18 protein-coding genes are annotated in these 20,577 nt (G+C 71.6%); 16 read left to right on the forward strand and 2 right to left on the reverse strand.

What is annotated here, in order from left to right; genetic code table 11:
• The first annotated feature begins 3 nt into the window (after window positions 1-3).
• The 9 genes from Q9R26_RS14380 (at window position 4) to Q9R26_RS14420 (ending at window position 10,596) form a co-directional block, all read left to right on the forward strand.
• Window positions 4-1,326, forward strand: coding sequence for a hemolysin family protein (locus Q9R26_RS14380; RefSeq protein ID WP_311227643.1), 1,323 nt, complete (start codon window positions 4-6; stop codon window positions 1,324-1,326).
• Complete coding sequence (gene era / locus Q9R26_RS14385; protein WP_182067043.1) at window positions 1,323-2,261, forward strand: GTPase Era; 939 nt, start codon at window positions 1,323-1,325, stop codon at window positions 2,259-2,261. Before Q9R26_RS14380 ends, era begins: the two co-directional genes overlap by 4 nt.
• Before the next feature lie 73 nt (window positions 2,262-2,334).
• A complete protein-coding gene (locus Q9R26_RS14390) occupies window positions 2,335-3,573 on the forward strand; it encodes a histidine kinase (protein ID WP_311227644.1) in 1,239 nt (412 codons plus the stop codon).
• Window positions 3,570-4,259 carry a response regulator transcription factor gene (locus Q9R26_RS14395; protein ID WP_182067042.1) on the forward strand — a complete coding sequence of 230 codons (690 nt, stop codon included), beginning with the start codon at window positions 3,570-3,572 and terminating at the stop codon, window positions 4,257-4,259. The genes Q9R26_RS14390 and Q9R26_RS14395 overlap by 4 nt, the downstream gene beginning before the upstream one ends.
• A gap of 112 nt (window positions 4,260-4,371) precedes the next feature.
• On the forward strand, window positions 4,372-5,124 hold the full coding sequence (locus Q9R26_RS14400) for an ABC transporter ATP-binding protein (protein ID WP_110860432.1): 753 nt from the start codon (window positions 4,372-4,374) through the stop codon (window positions 5,122-5,124).
• Complete coding sequence (locus tag Q9R26_RS14405; protein WP_311227645.1) at window positions 5,121-6,521, forward strand: FtsX-like permease family protein; 1,401 nt, start codon at window positions 5,121-5,123, stop codon at window positions 6,519-6,521. The genes Q9R26_RS14400 and Q9R26_RS14405 overlap by 4 nt, the downstream gene beginning before the upstream one ends.
• Before the next feature lie 450 nt (window positions 6,522-6,971).
• Window positions 6,972-8,747 carry a 2-isopropylmalate synthase gene (gene leuA, locus Q9R26_RS14410; protein ID WP_311227646.1) on the forward strand — a complete coding sequence of 592 codons (1,776 nt, stop codon included), beginning with the start codon at window positions 6,972-6,974 and terminating at the stop codon, window positions 8,745-8,747.
• 200 nt (window positions 8,748-8,947) lie between these two features.
• Entirely contained in the window at window positions 8,948-9,802 is an 855-nt protein-coding gene (recO, locus tag Q9R26_RS14415) for a DNA repair protein RecO (protein WP_027465318.1), read from the forward strand.
• On the forward strand, window positions 9,799-10,596 hold the full coding sequence (locus Q9R26_RS14420) for an isoprenyl transferase (RefSeq protein WP_182067039.1): 798 nt from the start codon (window positions 9,799-9,801) through the stop codon (window positions 10,594-10,596). The genes recO and Q9R26_RS14420 overlap by 4 nt, the downstream gene beginning before the upstream one ends.
• Window positions 10,597-10,726: 130 nt before the next feature.
• Here the strand turns inward: Q9R26_RS14420 and Q9R26_RS14425 are convergent, their stop codons facing one another.
• Entirely contained in the window at window positions 10,727-11,674 is a 948-nt protein-coding gene (locus Q9R26_RS14425; protein WP_311227647.1) for a LysR family transcriptional regulator, read from the reverse strand.
• Window positions 11,675-11,744: 70 nt separating this feature from the next.
• Between Q9R26_RS14425 and Q9R26_RS14430 the strand changes: the two genes are divergently transcribed.
• The 4 genes from Q9R26_RS14430 (at window position 11,745) to Q9R26_RS14445 (ending at window position 15,373) form a co-directional block, all read left to right on the forward strand.
• On the forward strand, window positions 11,745-12,800 hold the full coding sequence (locus Q9R26_RS14430; RefSeq protein ID WP_311227648.1) for an aminotransferase class V-fold PLP-dependent enzyme: 1,056 nt from the start codon (window positions 11,745-11,747) through the stop codon (window positions 12,798-12,800).
• 107 nt (window positions 12,801-12,907) lie between these two features.
• Window positions 12,908-14,293 carry a glycine--tRNA ligase gene (locus Q9R26_RS14435; protein WP_311227649.1) on the forward strand — a complete coding sequence of 462 codons (1,386 nt, stop codon included), beginning with the start codon at window positions 12,908-12,910 and terminating at the stop codon, window positions 14,291-14,293.
• A 130-nt stretch (window positions 14,294-14,423) separates the two neighbouring features.
• On the forward strand, window positions 14,424-15,158 hold the full coding sequence (locus tag Q9R26_RS14440; protein WP_262137822.1) for a DsbA family protein: 735 nt from the start codon (window positions 14,424-14,426) through the stop codon (window positions 15,156-15,158).
• Entirely contained in the window at window positions 15,155-15,373 is a 219-nt protein-coding gene (locus tag Q9R26_RS14445; protein WP_182066755.1) for a hypothetical protein, read from the forward strand. The genes Q9R26_RS14440 and Q9R26_RS14445 overlap by 4 nt, the downstream gene beginning before the upstream one ends.
• A 107-nt stretch (window positions 15,374-15,480) precedes the next feature.
• Here Q9R26_RS14445 and Q9R26_RS14450 read toward each other — a convergent pair whose 3' ends face one another.
• A complete protein-coding gene (locus Q9R26_RS14450; RefSeq protein WP_262137824.1) occupies window positions 15,481-15,966 on the reverse strand; it encodes an aminoacyl-tRNA deacylase in 486 nt (161 codons plus the stop codon).
• Window positions 15,967-16,013: 47 nt separating this feature from the next.
• Between Q9R26_RS14450 and dusB the strand changes: the two genes are divergently transcribed.
• The 3 genes from dusB to dnaG are packed head-to-tail and all read left to right on the forward strand — an operon-like array spanning window position 16,014 to window position 20,432.
• On the forward strand, window positions 16,014-17,180 hold the full coding sequence (gene dusB, locus Q9R26_RS14455; RefSeq protein ID WP_182066753.1) for a tRNA dihydrouridine synthase DusB: 1,167 nt from the start codon (window positions 16,014-16,016) through the stop codon (window positions 17,178-17,180).
• The gene (locus Q9R26_RS14460; RefSeq protein WP_311227650.1) at window positions 17,177-18,472 is read left to right on the forward strand and encodes a deoxyguanosinetriphosphate triphosphohydrolase; all 1,296 of its coding nucleotides are present in this window, start codon (window positions 17,177-17,179) and stop codon (window positions 18,470-18,472) included. The genes dusB and Q9R26_RS14460 overlap by 4 nt, the downstream gene beginning before the upstream one ends.
• A 40-nt stretch (window positions 18,473-18,512) precedes the next feature.
• Window positions 18,513-20,432, forward strand: a complete 1,920-nt coding sequence (gene dnaG / locus Q9R26_RS14465) for a DNA primase (RefSeq protein ID WP_311227651.1) — start codon at window positions 18,513-18,515, stop codon at window positions 20,430-20,432.
• Window positions 20,433-20,577 lie beyond the last annotated feature (145 nt).

Below are 20,577 nucleotides of genomic sequence, written 5' to 3' on the forward strand. Positions count from 1 at the left end.
CCGGTGGTCGTCGTCGCCGGACTCCTCGCGGTGGCGCTGGGGCTCGTCGTGCTCGGCGGACTCCTCGCCGCGAGTGACGCCGCACTCTCGGTGGTCTCCCGTGCCGACCTCGAGGAGATCGCCAGGGGCAACAAGCGCCGGCGCGCCGTCGAGGCGATCGCGGACGACGTCGGAGCGCACGTCAACGCGCTGAACTTCTTCCGCGTCCTCGCCGAGACCGCGGCCGCGGTGCTCGTGACGATCGCCCTCGTGCGCGCCTTCGACAGCTGGTGGATCGCACTCGTCGTCTCCGCCGCGATCATGACCGCGGTGTCGTTCGTGCTGGTCGGGTCGAGCCCGCGCAGCGTCGGACGCGCCCACGCCGAGCGACTGATCGGTGCGACGGGCGGCATCGTCCGCGGGGTCCGCATCGTGCTCGGTCCGCTGGCCGGGCTGCTCGTCCGGATCGGTGACCGGGTCACCCCCGGCCGCGGCCGGAGCGCCTCCACCGTGTCGAGCGAGGAGCAGCTGCTCTCGCTCGTCGACGAGGCAACCGAGAGCAACGTGCTCGAGGACGAGGACCGCGAACTCATCCACTCGGTGTTCGAGTTCAGCGACACCCTGGTGCGCGAGGTCATGGTGCCCCGCACGGACATGCTCACCGTCGACGGTGCGGAGACGCTGGCCGCGGCCATGGAGCAGTTCCTGGCCGCCGGGGTGTCCCGGATGCCCGTCACGGGCAAGGACAGCGACGACGTGCGGGGTGTGCTCTACCTCCGCGACGTCGCGCGGTCGCTGTACGAGCGGCCGGCGTCCCGCACCGAGCGGGTCAGCCGACTGCTGCGGCCCGCCGAGTTCGTGCCGGAGTCGAAGCACGCTGACGACACCCTGCGGCACATGCAGGTCGCCAAGAACCACCTGGTGCTGGTGGTCGACGAGTACGGCGGTGTCGCCGGGCTCGTGACCATGGAGGACCTCATCGAAGAACTCGTCGGCGACATCTCCGACGAGTACGACCGCGCCGTCGTCGACCGGACCGAGGTCGAACCGGGCATCTGGAGGATCTCCGCCCGACTGCCGATCGACGAGCTCGGCGACCTGTTCGGCATCGAGCTCGACGACGACGACGTCGACACCGCCGGTGGTCTGCTCACCAAGGAGCTCGGACACCTGGCCGTGTCCGGCGACACCGTCACCGTGTCCGGGGTCGTCCTGACCGCCGACCGGGTCGAGGGCAAGCGCCGCCACCTCATCACCGTGCTCGCCGAGCGCACCCACGCCCTGGCCGACGTCGAGGACGCCTTCGACGACGCCGAACCCACCACGACGGGAACCACGCACGCATGACCGACCCCGACACCACCCAGGCCGGCTCGGAGCAGCCCTACCGCGCGGGCTTCGTCTCGTTCGTCGGCCGTCCGAACGTCGGCAAGTCGACGCTGACCAACGCCCTGGTGGGCGAGAAGGTCGCCATCACTTCGTCCAAGCCGCAGACCACCCGACGCGCCATCCGCGGGATCGTGCACCGGCCCGACGGCCAGGTGATCATCGTCGACACGCCGGGCGTACACCGTCCGCGCACCCTGCTCGGCGAACGGTTGAACGACCTCGTGCAGTCCACGCTCGGCGACGTCGACGTGATCGGGTTCTGCGTGCCGGCCAACGAGCCCGTCGGCCCCGGCGACCGGTTCATCAACGACACGCTCGACCAGTACCCGCGTGCCAAGAAGATCGCGATCGTGACGAAGATCGACAGCACCTCCAAGGACCGCGTCGGCGAGCAGCTGCTGGCCGTCTCGAAGCTCCGCGACTGGGACGCCGTGGTGCCGACGTCGGGTACCAGGGGCATGCAGCTCGAAGACCTGCTCGGCGTGATCACGGCCCTGCTCCCCGAGTCGCCGCAGCTGTACGACTCGAGCGCGGTGACCGAGGAGACCGACGAGGAGCGCATCGGGGAGCTCATCCGCGAGGCCGCGCTCGAGGGCGTCCGTGACGAGCTGCCGCACTCGCTCGCCGTCGTCATCGAGGACATCGTCGAGCCCGACGCCGACGAGGACGCCGACGGCCCCCTGCGCATCTTCGCGAACCTGTTCGTCGAGCGGGACAGCCAGAAGGCGATCGTCATCGGACACAAGGGCGAGCGCCTGAAGGACGTCGGTTCGCGGGCCCGCGTCGAGATCGAGTCGCTGCTCGGCGGCCGACACGTCTACCTGAACATCCGCGTGAAGGTGGCCAAGGAGTGGCAGCGTGACCCGAAGCAGCTCGGACGCCTCGGTTTCTGACCGTCCGCGGCTCACACCCCGGGTCATCCGGGCGACGGACGCGGGGACGAGCGGTCCGCCGTACCGTGGACGGGTGTTCCGTCCGATGCTGCGTGCGCAGGTCATCACCGACCTGCTGATCGCCGTGCTGCTCGGCGTCCTCGTCCTGGTCGCCAGCGGGCGTGGGATCGACGGCCCGCTGTCGGTCGTCATCGTCGTCGGCATGACCGCCGCCCTGGCACTGCGGCGCCTGTCGCCCGGGCTCGCGCTGACCGTCGCTTGGGTGTTCGCGGTCCTCGAGATGGCAACCCTGCAGGTGCCGGACGTGTCGAACGCGTTCATCGCCGGCGTCATGTACACGACGAGCGCGTACGGCAGTCGCCGTGTGCGGCTGGCCGGGCTCGTGTCGGCGATCGTCGGCTCCGTGGCGGCGGCCGTCTACATGGGCTTCGACGACTACCAGAACAGGCTCACCTACGAGACCGCTTCGACGCCGCTGCAGGAGTCGCTGCAGGTCACCCTGTCGTTCTTCGCCGTCGTCCTGCTCCTGCTGCTGCTGCCGTGGCTCGCCGGACTCGTGGTCCGGACCCGACGGTCGGCGAGCATGAGTCGCGAGGCCCAGTTGCTCGCCGAGCGTGACGCCGCGCGGGCCGACCGGGCCGTCGCGGTCGAGCAGGAGCGCGTGCGGATCGCCCGCGACATGCACGACATCGTCGCGCACTCGCTCGCGGTGGTCATCGCACAGTCCGACGGTGCCCGGTACGCCCTGAAGGCCGACCCCGCGGTGGCCGACCAGGCCCTCAGCACCATCTCGGCCACGGCGCGCCGAGCCCTCGGCGACGTGCGCGAACTCCTCGGCGCGCTCCGGCACGAGCAGGGGACCGCGCCGACGCCGGAGATCGACGACATCGACCGGCTCGTCGACGAGATGCGGCAGCTCGGGCTCGACGTGCGCGTGGAACGCGAGGGCGACCCCGCCGGGCTGCCCACCACCACGCAACTCGCGGTCTACCGGATCGTGCAGGAGAGCCTGACGAACGCGTACAAGCACGGTGAGCCCGGCAGCCCGGTACGTGCGGCCCTGACCTACCGGCCGGACACGGTCGAGATCGCCGTCGTGAACCGACGTGCCGACGACGGCGTCCGCGGACCCGGAACGGGTCACGGGCTGGTCGGCATGCGCGAGCGCGCCGTGATGACCGGCGGCACCATGACCGCCGGAGCCCGGGGAGACGACTTCACGGTCGCCGTCCGGATGCCGACCGTCCCGGCGAGTGGGCAGATGCCCCGCCGCCGGATCACCCCGACCGAGCAGGAGCGCACCGCCCGATGACCACGATCCCGACCGACGAGCACCGGATCCGTGTCGCCCTCGTCGACGACCAGGCGCTCTTCCGCACCGGCATCCGGATGCTCATCGACTCGCAGCCCGACCTGCGGTTCGTCGGCGAGGCGGGTGACGGTGCCGAGGGGGTCGAACTCGTCCGACGCACCCGTCCCGACGTGGTGCTGATGGACGTCCGGATGCCCGTGATGGACGGCATCACGGCGACCGGTCACATCGTCGAGCAGTCCGGTACCGACGGTGCGAAGGTCCTCGTGCTGACCACGTTCGACTTCGACGAGGCCGCAGCCAAGGCCATCCGCGCCGGTGCGAGCGGGTTCGTGCTCAAGGACGCCGACCCGGAGTTCCTGCTCGCGGCGGTCCGGACCGTGCACGCCGGCACCGCGGTGTTCGCCGCGTCGGCCACGCGAGAGCTCCTGCGACGGTACGACGACTCGGTCGGCCGCGCCGCCGCCGTCCCCGCGGCCTTCGCCGACCTCACCCCGCGTGAGCGCGAGATCTTCGACCTGGCCGCCCGGGGGTTCAGCAACAGCGAGATCGCCCAGCACGAGTACGTCAGTGAGGCCACCGTCAAGACGCACATCTCGCGGGTCCTGACGAAGCTCGAGCTCCGCGATCGGGTGCGCCTCGTCGTCTTCGCCCACGAACACGGGCTCGTCACCAAGGCAGAATGAAGCCGGGTCATCCGCGGGGATGACCCCTCAACAGGCAACCGAGCCGAGCGGACGATCCACAGCAGCCGACCGGGCGACGCGGGACGGGCCCGCCGCCCGCCATCGTGGATGCATGACCACGAGCCACGCCCCGATCATCCGCCTCGACCACGTGTCCAAGCACTACGGCGACGACGCCCGACGTGTCACCGCGCTCGACGACGTCAGCGTCGACATCGGCGCGGGGGAGTTCACCGCGGTGATGGGCCCGTCCGGGTCCGGCAAGTCGACGCTCATGCACGTCGCGGCCGGCCTCGACGCCGTGTCGGCCGGTCGGATCCAGATCGACGGCGTCGACATCACGGCTCTGGGCGACAAGGACCTCACCGAGCTGCGTCGTCGTCGGCTGGGCTTCGTCTTCCAGTCGTTCAACCTCGTCCCGACGCTCGACGTCAGCGAGAACATCCGGTTGCCGTTCCTGCTCGGTGGGCACAAGCCTTCGCACGAGGAGACCGCCTGGATCGACCGGCTCGTCGAGATGCTCGGGCTCGGCAACCGGCTGACGCACCGGCCGCACCAGCTCTCCGGCGGGCAGCAGCAGCGCGTCGCCATCGCGCGGGCGCTCGCGTCGCGACCGGCGGTGGTCGTCGCCGACGAACCGACCGGTGCGCTCGACTCGCGCACCGGGCGCGACGTGCTGGCGATCCTCCGCGGCGCCGTCCAGGAGTGGGGGCAGAGCGTCGTCATGGTCACGCACGACCCGGTCGCGGCCGCGAACGCCGACCGCATTCTGTTCCTCGCCGACGGCAGGATCGTCGCGGACCGCCCCGCGATGGACGCCGGCGCGATCTCCACGACGATGCTCGGGATGGAGGCCGCAGCGTGAACGACGTCCGCTCCTTCGCCCCGACCGTCCTCGTCGCGGCCCTCGGCACCACGTTCGGTTCCGCCCTCGTCATCGCACCGGGGATCGTCACCGAAGCGCTCCGAGCCGCCGGGGTCGCCGACCTCGGTCCGATCAAGGCGATCCTCTCCGTGGTGGGGTGGCTGTTCCTCGGCATCGCGCTGTACGTCGGCGCGATCGTCACCGCGAACACCTGCGCCACCCTGATCGCCGGGCAGACCCGGATCATCGCGTTGCAGCGGCTCGTCGGTGCGACCGGTGCGACCCTCCGTGCGCGGATCACCCGCACCGGGCTGATCGTCGGCGTGCTCGGCGGGGTCGTCGGCGCCGTCGCGGGGACCGCGCTCTCGGCCCTGTTCGTCGTCGTCCTGCGGGGCAACGGGGTCCTGCCCGAGGCCGAGTACACGTACGTCCCGTGGGAGCTCGTGCTGCCGGTCGTGGCCGTCGTCCTCGCCACCTGGGGTGCCTTCGCTGCCGGGTCGCGCCGCGTGCTCACCGTCACCCCGCTCGAGGCGCTGTCCTCGAGCGTCGAACCGAGCCACGACGACGTCCGGTCCGGCACCGCCCGCAAGGTCTGGTCGATCGTGCTCATGGCCGGCGGCGCGGCGCTGATGCTGCTCGGGCTCGCGGTGAGCTCGCTGTCCCCGGTCGCGGTCCTGCCGGCGGCGCTCGGCGGGTTCGTGTCCTTCGCCGGGGTCGCGGTGGGGGCGACGATCGTGATGCCGCCCGTGCTGCAGCTCATCGGCCGCATCGGCTCGCACGACCCCGTCGTCCTGCTCGCCGGACGCAACGCGATGCGGGCGCCGGGGCGGTCCTCGCGGGCGACCATCGGGCTCGTCATCGGCATCACCCTGCTCGTCACCTTCGCGGTCGCGCTCGGCATCATGCAGCACGTGCTCGAGACCGAGATGCGCGCCATGAGCGCGGGGAGCGCCACCCCCGAGATGATCGAGGCGCAACGCGACCTCTTCGTGCAGATCAACGCGGTCGTCAGCGTGATCGTCGGGTTCTCCGCCGTGATCGCCGCCGTCGGGGTCGTGAACGCCCTGGCGCTCGGGGTGCTCCAGCGTCGACGCGAACTCGGGCTGCTGCGGGTGCTCGGCCTGACTGGTGCGCAGGTCCGACGGATGATCGTGACCGAGGCGGTGCAGATGGTCGTCGCGGCCGTCGTCTCGGGGCTGGCGCTCGGCACGTTGTACGGCTGGGTCGGCGGGCAGACGCTGCTCGGCTCGCTCGGGACACCCGTGGCACCGGTGGTGCCGCCGTTGACCATCGGCATCGTGGTGATCGGCGCGCTGGTCCTGGCGGTCGTCGCCACCATCGCCCCGGTGCGGCGCGCGATGCGCGTCCCGCCGACCGAGGCGCTCGCGGTCGACTGACCCGTCGCCCTGGTCGCACCGCGCGACGACGCGGGAGGCCCGGTGCCAGCTGGCACCGCGCCTCCCGATTCGTCGTGTGGTCGCGCCGAGGTGCCCTGCCCTGCCCGGCCCTGCCACGCCGCTCACGTCCGCCGAGGTGTCACGAACTGTCGTCCGGACCCAGCCCGGGCGACAGCGCGCGACCGCTCGGCGACCGGCCCGCGGCAGGTCTCGACCACCCGGCACCGCACTCGGCACCGCACTCGGCATCGCCGTTCGACGGCACCGGGCGGTCTCACGTCACACGCTTGCGCCAGCCTGGTAGAGCGGTGCTAGCGTGGGTCTCGATGTACTCGGCACTCCTCCTCCTTCGCTGCCGCGACGAGGCCTGACACTCCGGCCCACCTCGTCGCGGAGTCCGTCGTCGCCGCACCACAAGAGCTCACGAACACGCGACGAAAGCGAAGAACGATGCAGAACACCCAGCAGCCCTCCGGGATGCCGATCCACAAGTACGTCCCGTTCCACGAGCAGATCACCGTCGACCTGCCCGACCGCACCTGGCCCACGAAGCGCATCGACAAGGCGCCGCGCTGGTGCGCGGTCGATCTGCGTGACGGCAACCAGGCCCTCATCGACCCGATGGACGCCGAGCGCAAGCGGGCGATGTTCGACCTCCTCGTCCGGATGGGCTACAAGGAGATCGAGGTCGGGTTCCCGAGCGCCTCGCAGACCGACTTCGACTTCGTCCGATCGCTGATCGACGAGGGCGCGATCCCCGACGACGTCACCATCCAGGTGCTGACCCAGGCGCGCGAGCACCTCATCCAGCGCACGTACGAGGCGATCGACGGCGCCAAGCAGGCCATCGTCCACCTGTACAACTCCACGAGCATCGTGCAGCGCGAAGTCGTCTTCCGCACCGACGTGCAGGGCGTCGTGGACATCGCGGTGGCCGGGGCGAAGCTCTGCAAGGCGGCCGAGGCGACGCTGCAGCACGACACGACGATCTACTACGAGTACTCGCCGGAGTCCTACACGGGCACCGAGCTCGAGGTCGCACTGGAGATCTGCAACGCCGTCCTCGAGGTATTCGAGCCGACGCCCGAGCGCAAGGTCATCATCAACCTGCCCGCCACCGTCGAGATGGCCACGCCGAACGTCTACGCCGACTCGATCGAGTGGATGTCGCGCAACCTCGCCCACCGCGAGGACGTCATCCTGTCACTGCACCCGCACAACGACCGCGGCACCGCCGTCGCCGCCGCCGAGCTGGGCTACATGGCCGGCGCGGACCGCATCGAGGGCTGCCTGTTCGGCAACGGTGAGCGCACCGGCAACGTCGACCTCGTCGCGCTGGGCATGAACCTGTTCACGCAGGGCATCGACCCGGAGATCTCGTTCGCGGACATCGACCAGGTGAAGCGCACCGTCGAGTACTGCAACCAGCTGCCGGTGCCCGAGCGACAGCCGTGGGCGGGCGACCTCGTGTACACGGCGTTCAGCGGCTCGCACCAGGACGCCATCAACAAGGGCTTCGAGGCGATGAAGGCCAAGGCCGCCGCCGCGGGCAAGGACATCGACGAGATCGAGTGGGCGGTGCCGTACCTGCCCGTCGACCCGAAGGACATCGGCCGGTCGTACGAGGCCGTCATCCGCGTCAATTCGCAGTCCGGCAAGGGCGGTGTGGCGTACCTGCTCAAGACCGATCACGCCCTCGACCTGCCCCGCAAGCTGCAGATCGAGTTCTCCGGTGTCGTGCAGCGGCACACCGACACCGAGGGCGGCGAGTTCTCGTCGCAGCGCATCTGGGACGTGTTCCAGGACGAGTACCTGCCCGCATCGATCGACGACGAGAAGTGGGGCCGGTACGAGCTCACCAAGACGGCGACCTCGAGCGACTTCGACGGCACGACCTCGCTGGCGGTCGCACTCCGCGTCGACGAGGGCTCGGTCACCGCCGAGGCCGTCGGCACCGGTCCGATCGACGCGTTCCTCAAGGTCCTCGCCGAGCAGGGCGTCCAGGTCACGCTGTACGACTACTCGGAGCACACGATGAGCGCCTCCGGTGACGCCAAGGCGGCGTCGTACGTCGAGCTCGACGTCGACGGCGTGCGCCTGTGGGGCGTCGGCATCGACGCGGACATCTCCACGGCGTCGCTCAAGGCGATCGTGTCCGCGGTGAACCGCGCGGTGCGCGCCGGTGCTGCAGCCGGCGCCGACTCGCCGGAGCTCGTCTCCGCCTGAGACTCGACCGGGCCGGGAGGCGCGGTGCGGGCTGGACTCGCACCGCGCCTCCCGTCTGTACCCGGTTCTTCCCCCGTCACGCGCGATGGCAAGTCGAATCGGGCGTACCTGGTCGTTTCTTCCGACCAGGTACGCCCGATTCCACTCGGTACAACTCCGCAGCGCGCTGCGCTGTCGGCGGGGCAGGGGATACTGGGGGCATGCCGTTGTACCGGGACGAGTGCGTCGTGTTGCGCACCCACAAGCTCGGTGAAGCCGACCGCATCGTCACGATGCTGTCGCGGCAGCACGGCAAGATCCGCGCGGTGGCCAAGGGCGTGCGGCGGACGGCCTCGAAGTTCGGCAGCCGGCTCGAGCCGTTCATGGTCGTCGACGCCCAGTTCTACGAGGGCCGGTCGCTCGACATCGTCACCCAGGCCGAGTCGCTCGGGGCCTACGGGGCGCAGATCGTCGCCGACTACGGCGCGTACACCGCGGCCAGCGCGATGGTCGAGACCGCCGACCGCCTGAGCGAGGCCGACGCCGGACTGCAGCAGTACCTGTTGCTCGTCGGCGCGCTGCGGTCGCTGTCGCGCGGTGAGCACCAGTCCAGCGCCACGCTCGACTCGTACCTGCTCCGGGCGATGAGCATCGCGGGGTGGGCGCCCTCGTTCAGCGACTGCGCGGTGACGGGGGAGCCCGGCCCGCACTCGGCATTCGTGGTGCAGCTCGGTGGTGTCGTCGCCGACCGTGCTGCCCCGCCGGGGACCCCGCGGCTCGACCCGGCGACGCTCGGGGTGCTCGGCTCCCTGCTCGCCGGTGACTGGGCGACGGTCGACGCCACCGACGAGCGGACGCGTTCGCGGGCCTCCGGCGTGGTCGCGGCCTACGCCCAGTGGCACCTGGAACGATCGCTCCGTTCCCTGCCGCACGTCGACCGTTCCGAACACCCGATGCCGGTGCCGCAGACCCACGGCGGACCCGAGGCGACGGCGCGCGCGGTGGCCTCGACCCCGGCGCCCGCCGTGCCCGAGCCCGATCCTGATCCCGCTGTCGAAGGAGCCCCCACCGCATGAGCCCCCGCCGCCCCGACGACGTCGAACCCTTCCGCCCGGTCGACTGGACCGGCGAGACGCCCCCGGCGATCCCGGCCCGGTTCGTCCCGGAGCACGTGGCCATCGTCATGGACGGCAACGGCCGGTGGGCGAACGGCCGCGGCCTGACCCGGATCGAGGGGCACAAGGCGGGCGAGGCCTCACTGCTCGACGTCGTCGCCGGGGCGATCCAGATCGGCGTCGGACACGTGTCGGCGTACGCGTTCTCGACGGAGAACTGGAAGCGCTCCCCGGAGGAGGTCCGGTTCCTGATGGGCTTCAACCGTGACGTCATCCGCCGTCGCCGTGACCAGCTGCACCAGTGGGGCGTCAAGGTGCGGTGGGCCGGCCGGCGACCGCGGCTGTGGCGGAGCGTCATCGACGAGCTCGAGGCCGCCGAGCGGATGACGGCGGGCAACGACGTGCTCACGCTGACGATGTGCGTGAACTACGGCGGCCGGAACGAGATCGTCGACGCCGTGCGGGGCATGGCCGAGGACGTCGCCGCCGGACGCCTGAAGCCGAGCCAGGTCACCGAGAAGGCGCTGGCGAAGCGGCTGTACGTGCCGGAGATGCCCGACGTCGACCTGTTCCTCCGGAGCTCGGGGGAGCAGCGCACGAGCAACTTCCTGCTGTGGCAGTCCGCCTACGCCGAGATGGTGTTCCTCGACCGGCTTTGGCCGGACTTCCGTCGCACCGACCTGTGGGGGGCGATCGAGGAGTACGCACGGCGAGACCGACGCTACGGCGGCGCGGTCGACGCTCCGACGGCGTAGCCGCTGCCGCGGGGCCGAGGCTGCCGGGGCCGGGGCCGGGGCCGGGGCCGAGTCTCGGATCCGCGGACACGTTGCGCCCTCCGGACGGCGCGGAGTGTCCGCGCAGCCGAGACTCGGCGCGCGCCGCACCTCAGCCCGGCAGCGGTTCCTCGAGCAGGTGGGCGGCGGAGCGCACCGCGTCGAGCGCCGCGCGGATGCTCGGCACACGGTCGGCACCACGCGCGACGACCACCTCGACACGCCGGGCGAGCTCGTCGTCCACGGGGTCGATCGCGACACCGGCGGGGATCACGGTCGTCGCGAGTGCCAGCCGGGGGAGCAGCGCCACCCCGAGGCCGGCGGCGACGAGGCCCACCACCGCGGCCGCGTTGTCCGTCTCCAGCACGATGTCCGGCGTGAAGCCCGCGCTCGCGCACGAGGCGAGCAGGTGCCCACGGCACCGCGGGCAGCCCCCGATCCACCGGGCGTCGTGGTGGGACGCGAGGTCCACGACGGTGGAGCCCAACGGGCGGACGGGCTCATCGCCTCCCGGCTCGACCGGCGTCACCAGCGCGAGCGGATCGCGACCGAGTGCCCGGGTGACGAGGCCCGGGTCCGGCGTGGTCCCGACCTCGTCACCGACGTAGGTGAAGGTGAGGGCGACGTCGACCTCACCACCGCGCAGCAGGTCGAGTGCCTCGGGTGGCTCGACCTCGACGTACGAGGTCATCACGCCGGGCGCCGTCGCAGCGAGCCGCGCGAGCACCGCGGGCACGAGGGCGGAGGACGCGCTCGGGAACCCGGCGAGTCGCACCCGGCCCCGGCTGAGTCCGCCCACGGCGTCGAGGTCCTCGCGCGCCGCGGTCAGTGCGGCCTGCACGTGCAGGGCGTGGTCGGCGAGCACCTGCCCCGCGTGCGTCAGGGTCGCGCCCCGTCCGCCGCGCAGGACCAGTGCGTGCCCGAGACGCTGTTCGGCCCGGGCCACGAGCTGGCTGACGGCCGGCTGGCTCGACCCGAGTGCGGCGGCGGCGCGGGTGATCGACCCACCGTCGGCCACGGCGCGCAGGACCCGGAGCAACTGGGGATCGATCTCGTCCATCACGTGATGTTATCGGTGGCACACCGGATCGGCTCTGGTGTGATGGGACGGGAACGGGGACGCTGTCCGCATGGACTCCTTTCCCGCTGGCCACGGCTACCTGGCTGCGTGCACCGCGGGCCTGCCGACGCACGGCACCCTGGCCGCCCAGCGCGCCGACCTCGACGCGTGGTCGCGGGCCGAGACGTCGCCCGCCCGGTACGGCGCGCTGGTCGAGCAGGGGCGTGCGCTCTTCGCCGCACTGGTCGGCGTCCCCGCGGAGCGCGTCGCGACCGGTTCGCAGACCTCGGTGATGGCCGCGGTCGTCGCCGCCGCGCTGCCGGACGGGGCCGAGGTGGTCGTGCCCGACGGCGACTTCAGCTCGATCGTGTTCCCGTTCCTCGCGCAGGCGCACCGCGGCGTCCGGGTCCGGAGCGTCCCGCTCGACCGGCTCGCGGCGTCGGTCGGTCCGGACACCGCCCTCGTCGCGTGGTCCGCGGTGCAGTCCGCCACGGGCACGGTCACGGACCCCGCTCCGGTGGTCGCCGCCGCCCGGCGCGTCGGGGCCCTCACCCTCTGCGACCTCACGCAGGCCGCGGGCGTCCTGCCCGTCGACGCGACACTGTTCGACATCACGCTGACGCACGCCTACAAGTGGCTCTGCGCACCGCGCGGCGTCGCCTTCATGACGCTCTCCGACACCGCGCTCGGTCGGCTCCGCCCGGTGCAGGCCGGCTGGTACGCCGGCGAGGACGTGTGGTCCTCGTGCTACGGCCCCGCCATGCGCCTGGCCGACGCCGCCCGCCGATTCGACGTCTCGCCGGTCTGGCAGGCGTGGCCGGGCGCGGTGGCCGCGCTCGAGCACGCCGTCGCGCTCGATCAGCAGGCGGTCTGGAGGCACGCCACCGGTCTCGCAGATCGGCTGTGCGACGCCCTCGGGTCGCCTCGGCTGGGCGACGGGCAGGCGATCGTGACGTTCGCGGACCCGGACGGGTCGGCGCTCCGGGCGCTCACCGCCGCGGGGCTCACCGCCTCGGGGCGTGCCGGTCGGCTGCGCATCGCGTTCCACCTGTGGAACGACGAGTCCGACGTGACCGACGTCGTGGCCGCGCTGGGCGGGGTGGGGCCGGGCACCTCCGGGAGGTGAGCGCGGACGGCGGACCCGGAGCGGGCCTCCCGGGCCAGGATCGCCGGTAGTCTTGCCCGGACCGTTTCCGCACCGAGCACCCAGCTCGGCGACCTCTGGAGCACCCTTTGGCACAGCCCTCCCGTCTCGACAGCGTCATCGCCCTGGCCAAGCGCCGCGGCTTCGTCTTCCAGTCGGGTGAGATCTACGGAGGCTCCCGCTCCGCGTGGGACTACGGGCCCCTCGGTGTGGAGCTCAAGGAGAACATCAAGCGCCAGTGGTGGCAGCGGTTCGTGCGCGGACGCGGGGACATGGTCGGCCTCGACTCCGCGGTGATCCTGCCCCGCAAGGTGTGGGAGGCCTCCGGCCACGTCGCGACCTTCACCGACCCGCTGGTGGAGTGCCTGCACTGCCACCACCGGTTCCGCGAGGACCACCTGCTCGAGGCGTTCGAGGCGAAGAAGGGCCGCGCCCCCGAGGGCGGCATGGCCGAGGTCGCCTGCCCGAACTGCGGTACCCGCGGTGAGTGGACCGAGCCCCGCGAGTTCTCCGGGATGCTCAAGACGTACCTCGGCCCGGTCGAGTCGGAAGAGGGCCTGAACTTCCTGCGCCCCGAGACGGCGCAGGGCATCTTCGTCGACTTCGCCCAGGTCGTGACGACCAGCCGCATGAAGCCCCCGTTCGGCATCGGTCAGGTCGGCAAGGCGTTCCGCAACGAGATCACGCCCGGCAACTTCATCTTCCGCACCCGCGAGTTCGAGCAGATGGAGATCGAGTACTTCGTGCCGCCGGCCTCGGCCGAGGAGCACTACGAGCAGTGGATCGCCGACTCGGTCGCGTTCTACACCGACCTCGGGATCGACCCCGAGAACCTGCGTCGCTTCGACGTGCCGGACGGTGAGCGGGCGCACTACTCCGACGCCACCGCCGACATCGAGTACCGCTTCGGCTTCACCGGCTCGGAGTGGGGCGAGCTGATGGGCGTCGCGAACCGCACCGACTTCGACCTGAACAACCACATCGAGGCGTCCGGCCAGGACCTCCGGTTCTTCGACCAGGCGGCCAACGAGAAGTACGTGCCGTACGTGATCGAGCCGTCGTTCGGGCTGACCCGAGCACTCATGGCGTTCCTGCTCGACTCGTACCACGAGGACGAGGCCCCCAACGCGAAGGGCGGCGTCGACAAGCGCACCGTCCTGCGCCTCGACCCGCGTCTGGCCCCGGTGAAGGCCGCCGTCCTGCCGCTGTCGCGCAACGAGCAGCTCTCGCCGGTCGCCCGCGGCCTGGCCGACGACCTGCGCAAGAACTGGAACGTGGACTTCGACGACGCCGGCGCCATCGGCCGTCGCTACCGTCGCCACGACGAGATCGGCACGCCGTTCTGCATCACGGTCGACTTCGACACGCTCGAGGACAAGGCCGTCACGGTGCGCGAGCGCGACACCATGGGCCAGGAGCGCGTCTCGCTCGACCAGCTGCAGGGGTACCTGGCGCAGCGGTTGCTCGGCTCGTAGGGGCCGCGCGGCTCCGCAAGACACCGGTGTTCGAGCGTCGCACACCCGCGATCGGGTGTTCGACCTGCGAACACCGGTGTTCTGCTGCCAGCGACGGGAATGCGCGCCGCACGACCGCGTTGGGGTCAGCATGAACGACTCCGTGAAGGTCGATGTCTGGTCGGACATCGCCTGCCCCTGGTGCTACATCGGCAAGCGCAAGTTCGAGGCCGGCGTCGCCGCGTTCGGCGCCTCGAGCGAGGGCCGCCCCGTCGAGGTCGAGTACCACTCCTTCGAGCTGAGCCCGGACACCCCCGTCGACTTCGAGGGCACCGAGGCCGAGTTCCTCTCCGGCCACAAGGGCATGCCCGTCGACCAGGCCCAGCAGATGCTCGACCAGGTCACCGCCATCGCCGCGGGCGTCGGCCTCCGGTACGACTTCGAGGCGATGCACCACACGAACACGGTGAAGGCCCACCAGGTCATCCACCTCGCCAAGCAGCACGGCAAGCAGCTCGAGATGGTCGAGCGCCTGTTCACCGCCTACTTCGAGCGGGGCGAGCACGTCGGACAGGAGTCCTCGCTCGCCGACCTGGCGGCGGAGATCGGCCTCGATCGCGACGAGGTCCTCAGCACCCTGCGCGACGACTCGCAGCTCGCGGCCGTCCGCGCCGACCAGGCCCAGGCACAGGCCTACGGGATCAACGGCGTGCCGTTCTTCGTCATCGACGGCAAGTACGGCGTCTCCGGCGCGCAGGACCCGTCGGCCTTCGAGCAGGTCCTGTCGCAGGTCGTCGCGCTCCGCGAGACGACGCCCGACGAGGTCGCGGCCGCGACCGAGCGCGCCGCGGACGACGCGAGCGCGGACGTGGCGGCGACCCGATGACCGGCGCGACGATCAGCGACCAGGGCGCCGTGCGCCTCCAGGCCGTGACGTCGGTACCGTCCGTCCCGGACGCGCTCACCGGCCTGGAGGCCCGCCCCGCCCTGTTGACGCTCGTCACGCCCGGTGGTGCGCCCGTGTGCGAGGGCGATGCGTGCCTGATCGACGCCGGCGCGTTCGCCGGCTCCGAGGGGGACTGGACCGAGGTGCCGGACTGACGTCCGTCGTCTGGTCGGGACGCTGCACCCCCGTGCGGTCATCGCGCCCCGACTCTGCGGGGCGCGACAGCTGCGCGGGGGCGCGATCCGTCCGTCGCCGGAACCGATCAGCCGCGCTGCGGTTCCTCGTCGGTGATGTCGGCGACGGTCGCGCCGTAGGCGGCGACGAGCGCGTCGGCGTCGACGAAGGCGCTCGCGCCGTGCCGTCCGGCACCGAGCGCGACGCGACGGCCGAGGATGCGCTCGTCGGCGTAGACCGGCAGCGCACCCGTGGCACCGATCGGCGTGATGGTGCCGCGCTCGTAGCCGGACGCCTCGAGCGCGGTGGCGGCGTCGGGCATCGAGAGCTTGTTGACGCCGACGACGGTGCGGAGCTTCTTCCAGGCGATGCTGCGGCCGCCGGGCACCAGGGCGAGCAGGAACCCGCCGTCGTGGCGCTTCACCACCAGGGTCTTGACGATGTCGCCGGGCTCGATGCCGAGCAGGCCGGCTGCCTCGTGCAGGGAGTCCGCGGCCGGGCGCTCGACCACTTCGACCGGCAGGCCACGGGCCTGGGCGTCGGCGTCGAACCGGGTGCTGGCGTCGGTCGTCATGTGGAGAACGCTACCGGTGCGCACCGACGTGGGAAGATGGGACAGGTATGACGATCACACAAGCACCCGCCTCGCGAGTCGGCGGCCCCCTGCGCATCGGCCCGATCGAGGTCGACGTGCCCGTCGTGCTCGCGCCGATGGCCGGGATCACGAACATGGCGTACCGGCGGCTGTGCCGCGAGTACGGCGCCGGACTCTACGTGTGCGAGATGATCACCTCGCGTGCGCTGGTCGAACGGACCCCCGTGTCGATGCAGCTCATCCAGCACCACGAATCCGAGACCCCGCGGTCGATCCAGCTGTACGGCGTCGAGCCGAACACCGTGGCCGAGGCTGCGTCGATCCTGGTGGGCGAGGACCGTGCCGACCACATCGACCTGAACTTCGGGTGCCCGGTGCCCAAGGTCACCCGCAAGGGCGGCGGTGCTGCGCTGCCCTGGAAGCTCGACCTGTTCCGCGAACTCGTCACCAAGACCGTGCGCGCCGCCGGCGACGTCCCCGTCACGGTGAAGATGCGCAAGGGGATCGACGAGGACCACCTGACCTACCTCGACGCCGCCCGCATCGCGCGGGACGCCGGTGTCGCCGCGGTGTCACTGCACGCCCGCACCGCGAACGAGCACTACTCCGGGCAGGCCGACTGGTCCGCGATCGCCACGTTGAAGGAGACCGTCACCGACATCCCGATCCTCGGCAACGGCGACATCTGGTCGGCTGCCGACGCGCTCCGGATGATCGACGAGACCGGTGCTGACGGCGTGGTCGTCGGCCGTGGCTGCCTCGGCCGGCCGTGGTTGTTCGGCGACCTGGCCGCGGCGTTCCGCGGCGAGGGCCTGCGGTACATGCCGTCCCTCGGCGAGGTCGCCGACGGGTTCCGCCGGCACGCCGAGCTGCTCGTCGAGTTCTTCGGGTCCGAGGAGCACGGCTGCCGCGACATCCGCAAGCACGTGGCCTGGTACTTCAAGGGGTACCCGATCGGCAGCGACGTCCGGGCCGGCCTGGCGATGGCGTCGAGCCTGCAGGAGATCGACGACTTCCTCGGCCAGCTCGACCAGGACGCACCGTACCCGGGTGCCGACGCCGAGGGGCCGCGCGGTCGTGCCGGGCATCCGAAGCGCACCGCCCTGCCCGACCGCTGGCTCGAGAGCCGCGACGTCGACTCCGAGTTCCGCAAGGTCCTGGCCGCCGCCGAGCTGCACCACAGCGGCGGATGAGCGCCACCGCCTCGTACGGCCCGGCCGACGCGGAGCGCTGGCTCCCCGAAGAGCACGGCAACCGCCGCTCGGACTTCGCCCGTGACCGCGCCCGACTGCTGCACTCCAGTGCGCTCCGGCGTCTGGCCGCCAAGACCCAGGTGCTCAGCCCGACGGCGGGGCTCGACTTCGCCCGCAACCGGCTGACCCACTCGCTCGAGGTCGCGCAGGTCGGCCGCGAGCTCGCCGACTCGCTCGGACTCGACCCCGACGTGGTCGACACGGCGTGCCTGGCGCACGACATCGGGCACCCGCCGTTCGGGCACAACGGCGAGACCGCCGTGAACGCCTGGGCCACCGGCATCGGTGGCTTCGAGGGCAACGCGCAGACGCTCCGGCTGCTGACGCGGCTCGAGCCGAAGGTCTACGGCGTCCGGCCCGGCGCCGACGTCGACCGTCCGTTCGGGCTCAACCTGACCCGTGCGTCGTTGGACGCCAGCTGCAAGTACCCGTGGCCGGCTGCGCAAGGGGTGTCGGAATCGTCGTCCGGGCGCACCAAGTTCGGCTTCTACGACGACGACCACGACGCCTTCGAGTGGCTCCGTGCCGGCGCGCCGCGCCGCCAGCGGTGCATCGAGGCGCAGGTGATGGACCTCGCCGACGACATCGCGTACTCGGTGCACGACTTCGAGGACGCCGTCGTCGCCGGGTTCATCGACGTCGCTGCCCTGGGCGACCGGGTCGGTGAGAACGACATCGTGACCGCCATGCACGCCTGGGTCGGCGACGACCTGAGCCGCGACGAGCTGCTCGAGGCGTTCGACCGCCTGCGCGCGCTGCCGCTCTGGATGACCGCGTACGACGGCTCCCGCCGAGACGCCGCACGCCTGAAGAACCTGACGTCGCAGCTGATCGGACGCTTCGCGCGCACCGCCACGACGGCCACCCGCGAGTCCTACGCCTCGGGGTCGCTCGTGCGGTTCGCCGCGTCGGTCGTCACCCCGCCCGAGATCATCGGCGAGATCGCGGTGCTCAAGGGCATCGTCGCGGCCTTCGTGATGACCCAGGGCGACCGTCAGCCCGTGTACGAGGACCAGCGCCGCGTGCTGACCGAACTGCTCGACGCGTTGGCGGCCACCGGGCCGTCCGACCTCGAGCCGGGTTTCGCCGCCGACTGGCACGCCGCTGGCGACGACGCCGGCCGTCTGCGTTCCGTCGTCGACCAGGTCGCGAGCCTGACCGACCAGGGTGCACTCGCGTGGCACCGACGTCTGGTGGTGGGTGACCGTGACCCGATCCACATCGCCGTCTGACCGGTCCGCCGACGTCGGCCCCACGAACTAGGATCGAGGGGTGGCTGGCAGGATCGCGCGGAACGACATCGACGAGGTCCGCTCGCGTGTCAACATCGCCGACGTCGTGGGCGACTACGTCACGCTGAAGCACGCGGGCGTCGGGTCGATGAAGGGCCTCTGCCCCTTCCACGACGAACGCTCGCCGTCGTTCCACGTCCGGCCCCAGGTCGGCCGCTACCACTGCTTCGGCTGCGGCGAGGACGGCGACGTCTTCAGCTTCATCATGGCGCAGGACCACACCACCTTCGCCGAGGCCGTCGAGCGCATGGCCGCGAAGATCGGCTTCACCCTGCACTACGAAGAGGGCGACGGGCCGCGCACCGACTACAACACCCGGGCCCGGCTGATCGCCGCGAACGAAGCCGCGCTCGAGTACTTCACGGGGCAGCTGACCACCGCTGCCGCCGACCCGGCCCGCCGGTTCCTGGGGGAGCGCGGGTTCGACCCCTCGGCCGCCCAGCACTTCGGCGTCGGGTTCGCCCCGAAGTCCTACGACCTGCTCAAGGACCACCTGCGCGGGCGCGGCTTCACGATGGAGGAGCTCGTGTCCGCCGGCCTCGTCAGCCAGGGTGACCGCTCGCCGTACGACCGGTTCCGCGGGCGCCTGATGTGGCCCATCCGCGACGTCACCGGGGCCACCATCGGCTTCGGGGCGCGCCGCCTGCTCGAGGACGACAAGGGCCCGAAGTACCTCAACACGCCCGAGACCCCGATCTACCACAAGAGCCAGGTGCTCTACGGGCTCGACCTCGCCCGGCGCGACATCTCGAAGCAGAAGCAGGTCGTCATCGTCGAGGGGTACACCGACGTCATGGCCTGTCACGTCGCCGGCGTCACCACCGCTGTCGCCACCTGCGGAACGTCGTTCGGCGTCGACCACATCAAGGTGCTGCGCCCGATGCTCGGTGACCTGGCGGGAGCCGACCCGAACGCCAACGGCGAGGTCGTGTTCACGTTCGACCCCGACGAGGCCGGGCAGCGTGCTGCGTCACGCGCCTTCGCGGAGGAACAGCGGTTCGCGGCGCAGACCTACGTCGCCGTCGCACCCGGCGGGCTCGACCCGTGCGACCTCCGGCTCGCCCGCGGTGACGACGCCATCCGCCGCCTGGTCACGAACAAGCGCCCGATGTTCGAGTTCATGATCCGTCGCACGCTCGACGGCCACGACCTCGAGACCGTCGAGGGGCGCGTCGGTGCCCTGCGTGCGGCCGCGCCCGTGCTCGCCGGCATCCGCGACCGCTCGCTGACGCAGGGTTACGTGCGCGAACTCGCCGGCTGGCTCGGCATGGAGATCCCCGAGGTCCGTCGGTCGGTCGAGACCGCCAGACGCCGTGCGGGCTCCGCCGGGCAGGACGACCGGTCCGCAGGCGCGGGGCGCGACGGCCGTGCCGGAACCGGCACCGACGGGGCAGACACCCCCGACGAGCCCGTCGCCGGGATCCGCTCGCTGCCGAACGACCCCATCAGCCGCATGGAGCGCGACGCCGTGATGGCGATGGTGCAGCAGCCCACGTCCGTCGGGGCACCGATGCTCGGTCTCGCCGCGTCGGCCACGTTCTCGACGCCCATGCTCGCCGCCGTCCGGGACGCCGTGGTCGCCAACGTCGACGTCATCGGCGCGGGGGACTGGCTCGACCGGCTGCTCGCCGACGTGCCGGCGCCCCTCCGCACCCTGACGCACGAACTCGCCCTCGCACCGATCCCCGCGCGCAACGCGGAGGACTTGGCGGCCTACTGCCGGAGCATCGTCGTGGCCCTGGTCGAGCGTGACCTGCTCGCCCGCAAGGCCTCGTTGCTCGGACAGCTGCAGCGCGCCGACCCGCACGAGCAGGCAGATCGTCGCGCCGAGATCCAGCGGCAGCTCGTCGACATCGACGGGCAGCGGATGCGGTTGCGCGCCGACGCCGAGGCGTCCTAGCGCTCCTCGAGCGGCTGTTCCGGGGTGCGCGAGGTCGCCCCGGTCGCACGACGCGCCGCGTGCGTGTCGCCGAGGTCGCACGAACTGTCGCCCGGTCGGGCTGCGAGCGGCAGTTCGTGCGACCTCGGGGTTCGTGAGTGGTCGG

Origin of the sequence: Curtobacterium sp. BRB10 (assembly GCF_031844325.1) — a bacterium.
In the GTDB taxonomy this organism is placed as follows: Bacteria; Actinomycetota; Actinomycetes; order Actinomycetales; family Microbacteriaceae; genus Curtobacterium; species Curtobacterium poinsettiae_A.